We start from the raw sequence: 13,308 nt of genomic DNA on the forward strand, positions 1-13,308 counted from the left end.
GCTTGCGTGCCACCGTCGTGCACCCCCCGGACGAAAACCATGCACACTCCCCTCGGCCCCGCCCCTACCATGCGCGCCATGGCCAAGACCCCCGTGCTCACGCCTCAGGCGGACGACTTTCCGCGCTGGTACCAGGACTTGATCCACAAGGCCGAACTGGCCGACAACGGCCCGGTGCGCGGCACCATGGTGATCCGACCGTATGGCTACGGCCTGTGGGAGCGGATGCAGCAGGACATGGACGCCCGCATCAAGGCGACGGGTACGCAGAACGCGTACTTCCCCCTCCTCATCCCGCAGTCGTACCTGACCAGGGAGGCCGAGCACGTCGAAGGCTTCGCGCCGGAGCCACCGTGACCCGCTCCTCCTGATCAGACAGTGGGCCAACGTGGTCCGCTGGGAGATGCGCCCCCGGCTCTTCCTGCGCACCTCGGAGTTCCTCTGGCAGGAGGGCCACACCGCCCACGCGACGTACGAGGAGGCCCGCGACTTCGCCGCCCACATCCACCGGCACGTCTACGGAGACTTCATGCGTGACGTCCTCGCCATGGACTTCGTGCTCGGCCGCAAGACCGCCAAGGAGCGCTTCGCGGGCGCCATCAACACCCTGACCCTCGAAGGCATGATGGGCGACGGCAAGGCCCTCCAACTCGGCACCAGCCACGAACTCGGGCAGAACTTCGCCAAGGCCTTCCAGACCCGGTACCTGTCCAAGGAGGGCAGGCAGGAGCTGGTCTGGCAGACATCATGGGGCAGTACGACCCGGATGATCGGCGCCCTGGTGATGATGCACGGCGACGACCACGGCATGCGTGTGCCGCCCCGCCTCGCGCCCGTCCAGGCCGTCGTCCTCGCCATCAAGGGCGACGACGCGGTGCTCGCCGAGGTGCGCGCGATCGGCGCCGCCCTGGAGGCCGCCGGCGTACGCGTCCACGTCGACGACCGCACCGACCTCCCCTTCGGCCGGCGCGCGGTGGACTGGGAGCTGAAGGGCGTGCCCGTCCGCGTCGAGGTCGGCCCGCGCGACCTGGAGAGCGGCACCGCGATGCTCGTACGCCGTATCGCGGGCGGCAAGGAGCCCGTCGCGATCGGCGCCCTGGCGGCCCTGGTGCCCGCCGTTCTCGACGAGGACCAGAGCCTGCTCCTGGCCCAGGCACGTGCGCGCCGCGCGTCCCGCACCGCGGACGTGGCCACGGTGGAGGAGGCCGTGGAGGCCACCGCCGCCGGCGGCTGGGCGCGGGTCCCGTGGGCCTCGCTCGGCCAAGAAGGCGAGACCAGGCTGGCCGAGCACGCCGTCACCGTACGGTGTCTGGTCGCAGAGGACGGGGCGGTGCCGGACGCGGATGAGACCCCGGGTAACGTCGCCGTGGTGGCCCGCTCCTACTGAGGGGCGCGGTTCCGGCGGCGGGCGCCCGTTTTCGTCTCGTACGCGGTAGAGGCAACACAAGCCCCGGCGTGCATGCTTTCTCTACGCGCCGGGGCGTACGCGCCGCTACGTACCGCCTTGATGCGAGCTGCGAGGCTTCTCCGCAGATCAGCGCACCCGCCCTCGTCCGGACGCATCAACGGCAACTGACGGGTACGTGCAAATTATTTGGGATGCCCCGGAATGGAACCCCCGGGGCATCAGGCTCGTTGTCACGACGTGAGCACGACACCACCTGTTCTCGCCGCAGAGCTGGCACAGGCGTGGGCCGACATTCAGCGGCACCACCCCGAGCTGCCCGACCTTGCCGCGCCCGAATCCCTGATCGGAGAGTCGTCGTCCGCGTGTGGCGCCGAGCTCTCCTTCGAGCGACTGCTTCACGAGGCAGTCCATGGCATCGCCGCCTCCCGCGGCGTACGCGACACCTCACGCGCAGGCCGGTACCACAACCGTAGATTCCTCGCGATCGCCGAGGAGCTGGGCCTCGACCACCCCGAGGAGCCACATCCGAGCAGCGGCTTCTCCCTGGTCACGCTCAACCCCGAGGCCAAGCGGCGGTACCGCCCGACGATCGAACGGCTCCAGCGCGCCCTGAAGGCGCACACCGCGGCGACCACGGCGGACACCGCCCGCACCTTCCGGGGCCCGGCCGCCCGGCACGGCTCCTCCGGAGGCGGCGTGCGCGTGAAGGCCGTCTGCGACTGCGGGCGCAACGTCCGCGTCGTGCCGTCCGTGCTCGCCCAGGCGCCCATCATGTGCGGCGGCTGCGGCAAGCCCTTCCGCATCCCCGAGGCGGTCGGCGCGGGCGTGGGCTGAGCGGCACCGGGGCGCCCGAACCGGGGTGCGGGTGCCCCGGCGTCGTATGGCACAATGGCTAGCTGTACTCGACAGTCGCACAGGACCCCTCTCTCCTCCGGCTGACGCGTCCATCGGGCACTCGAGTACCGCAACCCCACGCGGCATCTTCTTGTGCCCACCCACGTCAAGACCAGGAGACACCACTTCCGTGGCAGTCAAGATCAAGCTGAAGCGTCTGGGCAAGATCCGTTCGCCTCACTACCGCATCGTCGTCGCCGACTCCCGTACCCGCCGTGACGGCCGGGCCATCGAGGAGATCGGCCTGTACCACCCGGTGCAGAACCCCTCGCGCATCGAGGTCAACTCGGAGCGTGCCCAGTACTGGCTGTCCGTCGGCGCCCAGCCGACCGAGCCGGTCATGGCGATCCTCAAGCTCACCGGCGACTGGCAGAAGCACAAGGGCCTGCCGGCCCCGGCGCCGCTGAAGGTCGCGGAGCCCAAGGACAAGCGCGCCGCGTTCGAGGCCTTCACCAAGGGTCTCGAGGGCGACGACGCCAAGGGTGAGGCCATCACTCAGAAGGCCAAGAAGGCTGACAAGAAGGCGGACGAGGCTGCTGACGCGGCCGCGTCCACCGAGTCCACCGAGGCCTGAGCATGCTCGAGGAGGCTCTCGAGCACCTCGTGAAGGGCATCGTCGACAACCCCGACGACGTGCAGGTCGCCTCGCGCAACCTGCGCCGCGGGCGCGTCCTCGAGGTCCGGGTTCACCCGGACGATCTCGGCAAGGTGATCGGTCGCAACGGCCGCACCGCGCGCGCTCTGCGCACCGTCGTGGGCGCCATCGGCGGCCGCGGTGTCCGCGTCGACCTCGTCGACGTGGACCAGGTTCGCTGAACCGGGTTCGCAGAACCACAGCAGCACCGGCTCGGGCCGGGGAGGGCTTCAGGGCCCTCCCCGGCCCGTAGTCGTCTGCGGAGCACTTCCGCGGGCGCGCAGAGCCGTAGGCACACGACAGGAGAGAACGCAGTGCAGTTGGTAGTCGCTCGGATCGGCCGCGCCCACGGCATCAAGGGCGAGGTCACCGTGGAGGTACGGACCGACGAGCCCGAGCTGCGGCTCGGCCCCGGCGCCGTGCTCGCCACCGACCCCGCCTCGGTGGGGCCGCTGACCATCGAGACCGGCCGCGTGCACAGCGGCCGCCTCCTGCTGCGCTTCGAGGGTGTGCGCGACCGCACCGGCGCCGAGGCGCTGCGCAACACCCTGCTGATCGCGGAGGTCGACCCCGAGGAGCTCCCGGAGGACCCCGACGAGTACTACGACCACCAGCTGATGGATCTCGACGTGGTCACCAAGGACGGCACCGAGATCGGCCGCATCACGGAGATCTCGCACCTGCCCTCGCAGGACCTGTTCATCGTGGAGCGGCCCGACGGCAGCGAGGTCATGATCCCCTTCGTCGAGGAGATCGTCACCGAGATCGACCTGGAGGAACAGCGCGCGGTCATCGACCCGCCGCCGGGCCTGATCGACGACCGCGCGGAGATCGCCTCCGCCCGGGACGCCGAGCCGGCCGCGGAGGGCGAGCCGGCCCCGGAGGGCGCTTCGGCACCGGAGGGCGCTTCGGCACCGCAGGACCCGGCGCCGGAGGGCAAGGCGTAATGCGGCTCGACGTCGTCACGATCTTCCCCGAGTACCTGGAACCGCTGAACGTCTCCCTCGTCGGCAAGGCACGCGCGCGTGGGCAGCTCGACGTGAACATCCACGACCTCAGGGAATGGACGTACGACCGCCACAACACGGTCGACGACACCCCCTACGGCGGCGGCCCCGGCATGGTCATGAAGACCGAGCCCTGGGGTGCGGCCCTCGACGACGTACTCGCCGAGGGGTATGAGTCCGGTGCCCACGGACCCGCCCTGGTCGTCCCGACGCCCAGCGGCCGCCCCTTCACCCAGGAACTCGCCGTCGAGCTCTCCGAGCGCCCCTGGCTGGTCTTCACCCCCGCGCGCTACGAGGGCATCGACCGCCGCGTCACGGACGAGTACGCCACCCGCGTGCCCGTCTACGAGATCTCCATCGGCGACTACGTCCTCGCGGGCGGGGAAGCGGCCGTCCTCGTCATCACCGAGGCGGTGGCCCGGCTGCTCCCCGGCGTCCTCGGCAACGCCGCGTCCCACCAGGACGACTCCTTCGCGCCCGGCGCCATGGCCAACCTCCTCGAAGGCCCCGTCTACACCAAGCCGCCCGAGTGGCGCGGTCACGGCATCCCGGACGTCCTGCTCAGCGGCCACCACGGCAAGATCGCCCGCTGGCGGCGGGACGAGGCGCTGCGCCGCACCACCCGCAACAGGCCCGACCTCATCGAGCGGTGCGACCCCAAGTCCTTCGACAAGAAGGACCGCGAGATGCTCTCGATCCTGGGGTGGCGGCCGGGGCCCGACGGCCGATTTGGGCGAGACCCCCAAGCCGTGGAAGAATAGGCCGCTGCTGTACGTCCAGCGTGCGCCCCTGCCACAGGGGGATCGACCGAAGCTCTCCGCATTTGCGGGTGCTGGTCCAGACGCCCGCCCGACGCGATCAGCTACCGAATCCTCATCACCACATTCCGCTGATGACCTGTGGCATCAGTGAAGAAAGCAGACGATCATGGCTAACCTGCTCGACTCCGTCGACAGCGCGTCGCTGCGCAGCGACATCCCGGCCTTCCGCCCGGGTGACACCGTCAACGTCCACGTCCGCGTCATCGAGGGCAACCGCTCCCGTGTGCAGCAGTTCAAGGGCGTAGTCATCCGTCGCCAGGGTGCCGGCGTGCGCGAGACCTTCACGGTCCGCAAGGTCTCCTTCTCCGTCGGCGTCGAGCGCACCTTCCCGGTGCACACCCCGATCGTCGAGAAGATCGAGCTCGTCACCCGCGGTGACGTGCGTCGCGCGAAGCTGTACTACCTCCGTGACCTGCGCGGCAAGGCCGCGAAGATCAAGGAGAAGCGCGAGAGCTGAGCTCCCGCGCGGGTCCACAGCGGGGCCGGATAGCATCTGGCCCCGATGGACACCGAAGCACAGCACACGGAGCGCGACCGCTCCTCCCCACCCTCCGGCCCCGGAGACGTCCCGCACGTCGCCGAAGCAGCGGAGGAGCCGGAGGAGCGGTCGCGCTCCGTTTTCATGTCGCTCGTCTCCCGGCTGCCGGGCGGCGGGTTCACGCTGACCTTCCTGGCGTGCGCGGCGGCACTGCTCCTCGTCGGCACCTTCGTGGTGCAGCCCTTCCAGATCCCGAGCAGCTCCATGGAGCCCGCGTTCCGCGTCGGGGACCGGGTGCTCGTCAACAAGTTGGCGTACCGTTTCGGTTCCGAGCCGCAGCGGGGTGACGCGGTCGTCTTTGACGGCAGCGGTTACTTCGGGGATGCCGACTACATCAAGCGGGTCGTGGGCACCGGGGGAGACCGGGTGGTCTGCTGTGAGCGGGGGAGGATCAAGGTGAACGGCGTACCCGTCAAGGAGCCGTACCTGTTTCCGGGGGACAGCCCCTCACAGGTGCCCTTCGATGTCGTCGTCCCCGAAGGCAGCCTCTTCCTGCTCGGCGACCACCGCAGCGACTCCCGGGACTCCCGCGATCACCTGGGTGAGCCCGGCGGCGGCATGATTCCCGTCGACGAGGTCATCGGCCGGGCCGACTGGATCGCCTGGCCGGTCGGCCACTGGACTTCCCTGGAGCGCCCCGACAGCTACGCGCGCGTGCCCGCACCGGGTGGCGCGCATGGGTAACCGCGGGCGGACACACGCCGCGGCGCACGGGGCCGGCACCCAGCTGCCCACGGGCTCCCGGCCGACCAGCGGTCCCGCCCGGCCGGGCCGGGCCGACCGGCGCAAGCTCGCGAAGAAGGTGAAGCGGCGCAGGCGGCGTTCGGCGATCAAGGAGATACCCCTTCTCATAGGCGTGGCCCTGCTGATCGCCCTCGTACTGAAGACCTTCCTCGTCCAGGCCTTCGTGATCCCCACGGGCTCCATGGAGCAGACGATCCGGATCGGGGACCGGGTCCTGGTCGACAAGCTCACCCCCTGGTTCGGGTCGAAGCCGGAGCGCGGCGACGTCGTCGTCTTCAAGGACCCCGGCAACTGGCTCGAAGAGGAACAGGGCAAGAAGAAGAACGACCCGGTGGTCGTCAAGCAGATCAAGGAGGGGCTGACCCAGATCGGTCTGCTGCCCTCCGACAGCGAGCGGGACCTGATCAAGCGTGTCGTCGGTGTCGGCGGCGACACCGTGAAGTGCTGCGACAAGAACGACAAGGTCACCGTCAACGGCGTACCGCTCGACGAGCCCTACATCCACCCCGGCGACAAGCCCTCGGCGTTCGAGTTCGAGGTGAAGGTCCCCAAGGGACGCCTCTTCATGATGGGCGACCACCGCAGCAACTCGGCCGACTCCCGCTTCCACCGCACGGAGAAGTTCGCCGGGACCATCGCCGAGGACGAGGTCGTCGGAAGGGCCCTTGTCATCGCCTGGCCCTTCGGCCACTGGCGCAAACTGGAGGAGCCCGCGACATATGCGTCCGTACCCGACGCGCGTGCGGGATCGGACAACGCCACAGGCGTGTCGCATAGGGTGGCACACGGCGATCGATATGGATTGATCCGACTCCCGACCCCTGCGGAACTCCCGCTCGTTATGGGAGTGGTGGGCCTGCATCGCATCTGGGGCAGGCGGCGGCACGGACTGAGGAGTGGATGTGGGGGATTTGGCGGTCGGCGCACGATCCGGACACGAGGGGCCCGAGGAGCGGCCGGGACGATCCGACGCGCCGGGCGTCGAGGCCGCCGCGGGCGGTACGAACCCCGGGAGTGACGCCGCGGGCGGCGACGAGACGCAGAGCGGCCGGGACGGCAAGGACAGCGGGGCCGGCGCGGGCGGCAAGGACAGCAAGGGGCCGAAGAAGCAACGGTCCTTCTGGAAGGAACTGCCGCTCCTCATCGGCATCGCGCTGGTCCTGGCGCTGGTGATCAAGTCCTTCCTGGTGCAGGCGTTCTCCATCCCGTCGGACTCGATGCAGAACACGCTGCAGCAGGGCGACCGCGTCCTCGTCGACAAGCTGACGCCGTGGTTCGGTTCCGAGCCCGAGCGCGGTGAGGTCGTCGTCTTCAAGGACCCGGGCCACTGGCTGGACGGCGAGCCCACCCCCGACCCGAACGCCGTCCAGAGGGTCCTCGGCTGGATCGGCCTGATGCCGTCCGCCGACGAGAAGGACCTGATCAAGCGCGTCATCGCCGTGGGCGGCGACACCGTGGAGTGCAAGGGCGACGGCCCGGTGAAGGTCAACGGCAAGGCGCTGAACGAGCCGTACGTCTTCGCCGGGAACACCCCCTGCACGGTCGATGACCAGGGCGGCCAGTTCAAGGTCACCGTGCCCAAGGGTAAGATCTGGGTCATGGGTGACCACCGGCAGAACTCGCTGGACTCCCGCTACCACCAGAACCAGCCCGGCGGCGGCGCCGTCCCCGTGGACAACGTCGTGGGCCGCGCCATCGTGGTCGCCTGGCCGCCCACCCGCTGGGCGACGCTGCCCAAGCCGGACACCTTCGACCAGCCGGGCATCAACGCCCTGTCGAGCGCCGCCCCGGGCGTCCTCGGCCTCGCGGGCGCGGTGCCGCTGGTGCTGTGGCGCAGGCGGCGGCTGACGGTCGCCGCGGCCCGGAGCACAAGGGTTTCTGGCGGCAGTACCGCCGGGTAGGGTGCCGTCCCAGATCGCCGATCTTCCGCCGTCCGTGCCCACGGGCGGCGAGGTCGTCTCCGAGACGGGGGAGCACCGGGATGAGCAGGACACGTCGTACGGACGAGGGCCATGGCCGGCTCGGCAGCGTGCTGTCGGGCATCGCCGTGGCCCTCGGCTGTGTGCTCTTCCTCGGCGGCTTCGTCTGGGGCGCCGTCCTGTACCAGCCGTACGCCGTGCCCACGGGCTCGATGGCCCCGACGATCGACGCGGGCGACCGGGTGCTCGCGCAGCGGATCGGGGGCGACGAGGTGCGCCGCGGTGACGTCGTCGTCTTCGAGCAGTCGACGTGGGGCGACCTGCCGATGGTCAAGCGCGTGGTCGGCGTGGGCGGCGACAAGGTCGCCTGCTGCCAGGACGGCAAGCTGACCGTCAACGGCAAGGCCGTCGCAGAACCGTATCTGCCCGAGGGCAAGGACGCCGCGGTCACCGGCATCCGCTCCACGACGGTCCCCAAGGGCCGCCTGTTCCTGCTCGGCGACGAGCGAAGCGGCTCCCTGGACTCCAGCACGCACCTGGGGGACGCGGACCAAGGGACGGTGCCACGGGACGCGGTGCGGGCGCGGGTCGACGCGGTGGCGTGGCCGATGGGCAAGTCCGGCATGCTGGAGCGGCCCGAGGGCTTCGCGGACCTGCCGGGCGGCCTCTCCGAGCCGGGGCCGCTGCGGCTGGTGGTGAGCGCGATCGTGGCGGGCATGGTGCTGGTCCTCGGCGGCGCCGCGTACGGTCCGGTGGCCAAGCGGCTGGGCCGTGGCCGTGGGCGCAGCCGTACGGGGGAGGCCGTCGGTGTCGGCTGAGGAGACCGCGCGGGCCGGGGCGTCGCCGTTGGGAGAGACCGGTCAGGCGGCGTCGTCGCCGGTGGGGGACGTGGGCCAGGCAGGGCCGACGCCGGTGGGGGAGAGCGCCCCGGCGGAGGCGCCGTCGACGCCGACGGGCAGGCCGCTGCGCAAGGTCGCGCGCGTGGTGCTGCTGGACCCGAGCGAGCGCATCCTGTTGCTGCACGGCCACGAACCGGGTGACCCCGCGGACGACTGGTGGTTCACGCCGGGTGGTGGCGTGGAGGGCGACGAGACGCGGGAACAGGCCGCCCTGCGCGAACTGCGCGAGGAGACGGGCATCACGGAGGTCCAGCTCGGTCCGGTGCTGTGGCGGCGCGTGTGCTCCTTCCCCTTCGCCGGGCGCCGCTGGGACCAGGACGAGTGGTACTACCTGGCGCGTACGACGCAGACGGCGACGGCGGCCGAGGGCCTGACGGAGCTGGAACGCCGCAGTGTGGCCGGAGCGCGTTGGTGGACGTGCCGGGAACTGACCGGGGCTCATGAGACGGTGTACCCGACCAGACTCGCCGAGCTGCTGCGCAGACTGCTGGACGAGGGGCCCCCGGACCGGCCCGAGATCCTCGACACGGAAATCGTGTAGGGGCTCGCGGGGCTGACGCACAATAGGGGGACGCACGGCTGAAGGGGAACATGCCATGAGCGCCGAGGACCTCGAGAAGTACGAGACCGAGATGGAGCTGAAGCTCTACCGGGAGTACCGCGATGTCGTCGGTCTGTTCAAATACGTGATCGAGACCGAGCGGCGCTTCTACCTCACCAATGACTACGAGATGCAGGTGCACTCGGTCCAGGGCGAGGTGTTCTTCGAGGTGTCGATGGCGGACGCCTGGGTGTGGGACATGTACCGGCCGGCGCGGTTCGTGAAGCAGGTGCGCGTCCTCACGTTCAAGGACGTGAACATCGAGGAGCTGAACAAGAGCGACCTGGAGCTGCCGGGCGGCTGAGATTCACTCGCCGGGGTGACGGAGTTGTCCACAACCGGCGAGTAGTGCACCAAGATCCAATAGGTGCGGGGGAACCCGTGAGTGTGGGTGCCGGAGGTGGTGCCGACATGAACGCACGGGGAGCACTCGGCAAGTACGGCGAGGACCTGGCCGCGCGGCGGCTGGTCGAGGCGGGGATGAGGGTCCTGGCGCGCAACTGGCGCGCGGGCAGGGCCGGTGAGATCGACATCGTGGCCATGGACGGCGAGGCCCTCGTCGTCTGCGAGGTGAAGACCCGTAGAGCGCCGGGCCTGGCCGGTTCGGCGCTGTTCGAACATCCGATGGCGTCCGTGGACCGGACCAAGGCGGAGCGGTTGCGGCGCCTGGCCGAGCGGTGGATCGAGGAGCGCGGCGGCCCACCGCCCGGAGGCGTCCGGATCGACCTGGTCGGCGTCCTCCTCCCGCGGCGCGGCGCTCCCGTGGTCGAGCACGCGCGGGGGGTGGCCTGATGGGATTCGCGCGCACGTGCTCGGTGGCGCTGGTCGGCGTCGAAGGCGTGGTCGTCGAGGTGCAGGCCGATCTGGAGCCCGGCGTCGCGGCCTTCACGCTGGTGGGGCTGCCGGACAAGAGCCTGACGGAGAGCCGGGACCGGGTCAGGGCCGCCGTGGTCAACTCGGGTGCGGAGTGGCCCCAGAAGAAGCTCACGGTGGGGCTGAGCCCCGCGTCGGTCCCCAAGGGCGGCAGCGGCTTCGACCTCGCTGTCGCGTGCGCCGTCCTCGGGGCCGCCGAGCGGATCGACCCACGGGTGCTCACCGACATCGTGATGATCGGCGAACTGGGGCTCGATGGGCGGGTGCGCCCTGTCCGGGGCGTGCTGCCGGCGGTCCTGGCGGCGGCCGACGCGGGGTACGAGCAGGTGGTGGTCCCGGAGTGCACGGCCGCGGAGGCCTCACTGGTGCCGGGCGTCTCGGTTCTCGGCGTGCGCAGCCTGCGGCAGCTCATCGCGGTGCTCACCGACGAGCCGGTGCCGCTGGAGGAGCCGGACGAGACGGGGCGGCCCGACCCGATGCTGGCCGGGCTCTGCGTGCCGGGCACCGGCGTGGGCACGGGCCTCGGTGTCGGTGGCGCCCTGGACGACGCCCACACGCTGGACCTGTCGGACGTCGTCGGGCAGATGTCGGCGCGGACCGCCGTGGAGGTGGCCGCTGCGGGGGCGCACCACCTCTTCCTCCAAGGGCCGCCGGGCGCGGGCAAGACCATGCTGGCGGAGCGGCTGCCGGCGATCCTGCCCCGGCTGTCCCGCGAGGACTCCTTGGAGGTGACGGCGGTCCACTCGGTGGCGGGCATGCTCCCTCCGGGCAAGCCACTGGTGGACGTCGCGCCGTACTGCGCGCCGCACCACTCCGCCACGATGCAGTCGCTCGTGGGCGGCGGCCAGGGCCTGGCCCGGCCGGGAGCGGTCTCGCTGGCTCACCGCGGGGTGCTTTTTCTGGACGAGGCGCCGGAGTTCAGCAGCCAGGCACTGGACTCGTTGCGTCAGCCCCTCGAATCGGGCCATGTGGTGATCGCGCGCAGCGCCGGGGTGGTACGGCTGCCGGCGAAGTTCCTGATGGTGCTGGCGGCCAACCCCTGTCCTTGCGGGCGGCACACGCTGCTCGGTGACGGCTGTGAATGCCCTTCGTCCGTCGTCCGCCGCTATCAGGCCCGGCTCTCGGGTCCCCTGCTCGACCGGGTCGACCTCAAAGTCGAGGTGGAGGCCGTCACCCGGTCGGAACTGGCCGGGTTCGGCACGCGCGGAGAGTCCACCCGCACCGTCGCCGACCGCGTCCGCGCCGCCCGGGAGAGAGCGGCGGCCAGGCTCTCCGGCACCGGCTGGCGGACCAACAGCGAAGTTCCCGGCCATACGCTGCGCACCCGCTGGCCCGCCGCCCCCGGTGCGCTGGACGCGGCCGAGCTGGACTTGGAGCGCGGCTTTTTGACCGCCCGCGGCCTCGACCGCGTCCTGCGGGTGGCGTGGACCGTCGCGGACCTGGCGGGGCACGACCGGCCCTCCGCGCAGGACGTCGCCCTGGCCCTGCAACTGCGCACCGGGATCTCGCGTGGCGTGCCCATGGTGATCGAGCCGATCGGGGTCCCGAGGTGAGCGCGGGGCTTCCGACGGACGAGGACCGCCTGGCCCGGGTCGCCCTGACCCGCGTGCTCGAACCCGGGGACGAGGTCGGCGGCCGGTGGCTCCGGGAGGCCGGGGCGGTCGAGGTCCTGCGCAGACTCGGCAGCGAGGAGAAGCGGCTGTCGGGGGTGACCGTGCGGCGGTGGGAGGGGCTGCGGGCGCGGGCCGCCAGAGCCTGCCCGGAGGGGGATTTGGAGGCGGCGGCGAGCGTCGGGGCGCGGTTCGTGTGCCCGGGGGACGCGGAGTGGCCGCTGTCGCTGGACGACCTCGGGGACGCCCGGCCCGTCGGGCTCTGGGTGCGGGGGCGGCCCTCGCTGCGGATGTGGGCGGTGCGGTCGGTGGCCGTCGTCGGAGCCAGGGCCTGCACGCAGTACGGCGCCCACATGGCGGCCGACCTCGGCGCGGGCCTGGCGGAGCGCGGCTGGGTGGTGGTCTCCGGCGGGGCATACGGCGTGGACGGCGCCGCGCACCGCGGAGCGCTCGGGGCGGGTGGGGCCACCGTGGCCGTGCTGGCCTGTGGGGTGGACCGGGCCTACCCCCGCGGGCACGCCGAGCTGATCGCGAGGATCGCGGAACAGGGCCTGCTGGTCGGGGAGTTGCCGCCGGGCGACCACCCGACGCCGAGCCGCTTCATCCTCCGGAACAGAGTGATCGCGGCGCTCACCAGGGGGACGGTCGTGGTGGAGGCGGCGTACCGCAGCGGGGCGCTTGCCACGGCTCGTGGCGCCCAGGAGTTGGGACGCTTCACCATGGGAGTGCCGGGGCCCGCCACCAGCGGACTCTCCGCCGGAGTGCATGAACTGCTGCGGGGTGACGGCGTCCTGGTGACCGATGCCGCGGAAGTGGTCGAGCTCGTCGGCGACATGGGCGACCTGGCTCCGGAGCGGCGAGGCCCCGTCGTACCCCGCGATCTGCTCGCCCCGGGGGCGGCCCACGTCCTGGCCGCGCTGCCCGCCCGGGGGCATGCGTCGGCTCAGGACGTCGCCGTCGGCGCGGGCACGAGCGTGGATGACGCGGTAGGGCGCCTGTACGAACTTCAGTCGTTGGGGTTCGTCGAACGACACGGCGAGGTCTGGCAGTTGACACGCCAGGCGATTCCCTCGGTCTTCGCCACTGGAGGTGAATCGTGACCGAGAGTGTTGAGCCGGACGGATGAACCCCCGACGACCTTGGGAAATCGCGCAGTTGACGTGCCGACATCGTCACTCACCGCGACAAGTGTGCCTCCGAGGGCCCCCCAGCGGAACGTATCTGCGGACGCGCGATCCCCTAGTCTTCGCTCACTGCGACGCTGTAGTCACGCTACGCTCACAAGGATTCCGACGCGGACAGGCGATCAGACGGACAACCTCATTCATTTGACGCAAACACACCCCCACATGAGCGCGGG

The 13,308-nt window shown here is 71.1% G+C and carries 15 protein-coding genes and 1 pseudogene; all 16 read left to right on the forward strand.

The annotated features are described in order from the left end of the window. The first annotated feature begins 78 nt into the window (after positions 1-78). The 16 genes and pseudogenes from J2N69_RS26800 to dprA all read left to right on the forward strand — a co-directional run bounded on the left by J2N69_RS26800 (position 79) and on the right by dprA (position 13,048). Positions 79-1,387, forward strand: a pseudogene (locus J2N69_RS26800) (His/Gly/Thr/Pro-type tRNA ligase C-terminal domain-containing protein). Positions 1,388-1,645: 258 nt separating this feature from the next. Continuing rightward, positions 1,646-2,242 (forward strand): hypothetical protein, encoded by a 597-nt coding sequence (locus J2N69_RS26805; protein WP_230902993.1) that lies wholly within the window; start codon positions 1,646-1,648, stop codon positions 2,240-2,242. A 190-nt stretch (positions 2,243-2,432) separates the two neighbouring features. Next, on the forward strand, positions 2,433-2,876 hold the full coding sequence (gene rpsP / locus J2N69_RS26810) for a 30S ribosomal protein S16 (RefSeq protein ID WP_030787581.1): 444 nt from the start codon (positions 2,433-2,435) through the stop codon (positions 2,874-2,876). A 2-nt stretch (positions 2,877-2,878) separates the two neighbouring features. After that, entirely contained in the window at positions 2,879-3,118 is a 240-nt protein-coding gene (locus J2N69_RS26815) for an RNA-binding protein (RefSeq protein ID WP_014176063.1), read from the forward strand. Between the two features lie 132 nt (positions 3,119-3,250). Further along, the gene (rimM, locus tag J2N69_RS26820) at positions 3,251-3,883 is read left to right on the forward strand and encodes a ribosome maturation factor RimM (protein ID WP_230902994.1); all 633 of its coding nucleotides are present in this window, start codon (positions 3,251-3,253) and stop codon (positions 3,881-3,883) included. Continuing rightward, entirely contained in the window at positions 3,883-4,704 is an 822-nt protein-coding gene (gene trmD / locus J2N69_RS26825) for a tRNA (guanosine(37)-N1)-methyltransferase TrmD (protein ID WP_230902995.1), read from the forward strand. The genes rimM and trmD overlap by 1 nt, the downstream gene beginning before the upstream one ends. A 166-nt stretch (positions 4,705-4,870) precedes the next feature. Next, entirely contained in the window at positions 4,871-5,221 is a 351-nt protein-coding gene (gene rplS, locus J2N69_RS26830; protein WP_055569038.1) for a 50S ribosomal protein L19, read from the forward strand. Positions 5,222-5,266: 45 nt separating this feature from the next. Beyond that, positions 5,267-5,986, forward strand: a complete 720-nt coding sequence (gene lepB / locus J2N69_RS26835) for a signal peptidase I (protein ID WP_230902996.1) — start codon at positions 5,267-5,269, stop codon at positions 5,984-5,986. After that, entirely contained in the window at positions 5,979-7,064 is a 1,086-nt protein-coding gene (gene lepB, locus J2N69_RS26840; protein WP_230902997.1) for a signal peptidase I, read from the forward strand. Before lepB (J2N69_RS26835) ends, lepB (J2N69_RS26840) begins: the two co-directional genes overlap by 8 nt. Then, the gene (lepB, locus tag J2N69_RS26845) at positions 6,949-7,947 is read left to right on the forward strand and encodes a signal peptidase I (RefSeq protein WP_230902998.1); all 999 of its coding nucleotides are present in this window, start codon (positions 6,949-6,951) and stop codon (positions 7,945-7,947) included. The genes lepB (J2N69_RS26840) and lepB (J2N69_RS26845) overlap by 116 nt, the downstream gene beginning before the upstream one ends. Before the next feature lie 80 nt (positions 7,948-8,027). Further along, positions 8,028-8,783: a signal peptidase I gene (gene lepB, locus J2N69_RS26850; protein WP_230902999.1), complete on the forward strand. Its 756-nt coding sequence runs from the start codon at positions 8,028-8,030 to the stop codon at positions 8,781-8,783. A 94-nt stretch (positions 8,784-8,877) separates the two neighbouring features. Then, positions 8,878-9,405: an NUDIX hydrolase gene (locus J2N69_RS26855; protein ID WP_230904888.1), complete on the forward strand. Its 528-nt coding sequence runs from the start codon at positions 8,878-8,880 to the stop codon at positions 9,403-9,405. Positions 9,406-9,460: 55 nt separating this feature from the next. Beyond that, positions 9,461-9,769: a DUF2469 domain-containing protein gene (locus J2N69_RS26860; RefSeq protein WP_003965949.1), complete on the forward strand. Its 309-nt coding sequence runs from the start codon at positions 9,461-9,463 to the stop codon at positions 9,767-9,769. Positions 9,770-9,846: 77 nt separating this feature from the next. Further along, entirely contained in the window at positions 9,847-10,257 is a 411-nt protein-coding gene (locus J2N69_RS26865) for a YraN family protein (RefSeq protein ID WP_230903000.1), read from the forward strand. Continuing rightward, entirely contained in the window at positions 10,257-11,891 is a 1,635-nt protein-coding gene (locus J2N69_RS26870; RefSeq protein WP_230903001.1) for a YifB family Mg chelatase-like AAA ATPase, read from the forward strand. Before J2N69_RS26865 ends, J2N69_RS26870 begins: the two co-directional genes overlap by 1 nt. After that, on the forward strand, positions 11,888-13,048 hold the full coding sequence (gene dprA / locus J2N69_RS26875) for a DNA-processing protein DprA (RefSeq protein WP_230903002.1): 1,161 nt from the start codon (positions 11,888-11,890) through the stop codon (positions 13,046-13,048). Before J2N69_RS26870 ends, dprA begins: the two co-directional genes overlap by 4 nt. Positions 13,049-13,308: the final 260 nt, after the last annotated feature.

This window comes from Streptomyces huasconensis (assembly GCF_021028635.1).
Lineage (GTDB): Bacteria > Actinomycetota > Actinomycetes > Streptomycetales > Streptomycetaceae > Streptomyces > Streptomyces huasconensis.

Bases quoted from the DNA above. Each gene is read 5' to 3' on its own strand.
- rplS (WP_055569038.1), top strand. From the start codon at position 4,871: ATGGCTAACCTGCTCGACTCCGTCGACAGCGCGTCGCTGCGCAGCGAC.
- J2N69_RS26860 (WP_003965949.1), top strand. From the start codon at position 9,461: ATGAGCGCCGAGGACCTCGAGAAGTACGAGACCGAGATGGAGCTGAAG.
- trmD (WP_230902995.1), top strand. From the start codon at position 3,883: ATGCGGCTCGACGTCGTCACGATCTTCCCCGAGTACCTGGAACCGCTG.
- lepB (WP_230902996.1), top strand. From the start codon at position 5,267: ATGGACACCGAAGCACAGCACACGGAGCGCGACCGCTCCTCCCCACCC.
- J2N69_RS26815 (WP_014176063.1), top strand. From the start codon at position 2,879: ATGCTCGAGGAGGCTCTCGAGCACCTCGTGAAGGGCATCGTCGACAAC.
- lepB (WP_230902997.1), top strand. From the start codon at position 5,979: ATGGGTAACCGCGGGCGGACACACGCCGCGGCGCACGGGGCCGGCACC.
- J2N69_RS26870 (WP_230903001.1), top strand. From the start codon at position 10,257: ATGGGATTCGCGCGCACGTGCTCGGTGGCGCTGGTCGGCGTCGAAGGC.
- lepB (WP_230902999.1), top strand. From the start codon at position 8,028: ATGAGCAGGACACGTCGTACGGACGAGGGCCATGGCCGGCTCGGCAGC.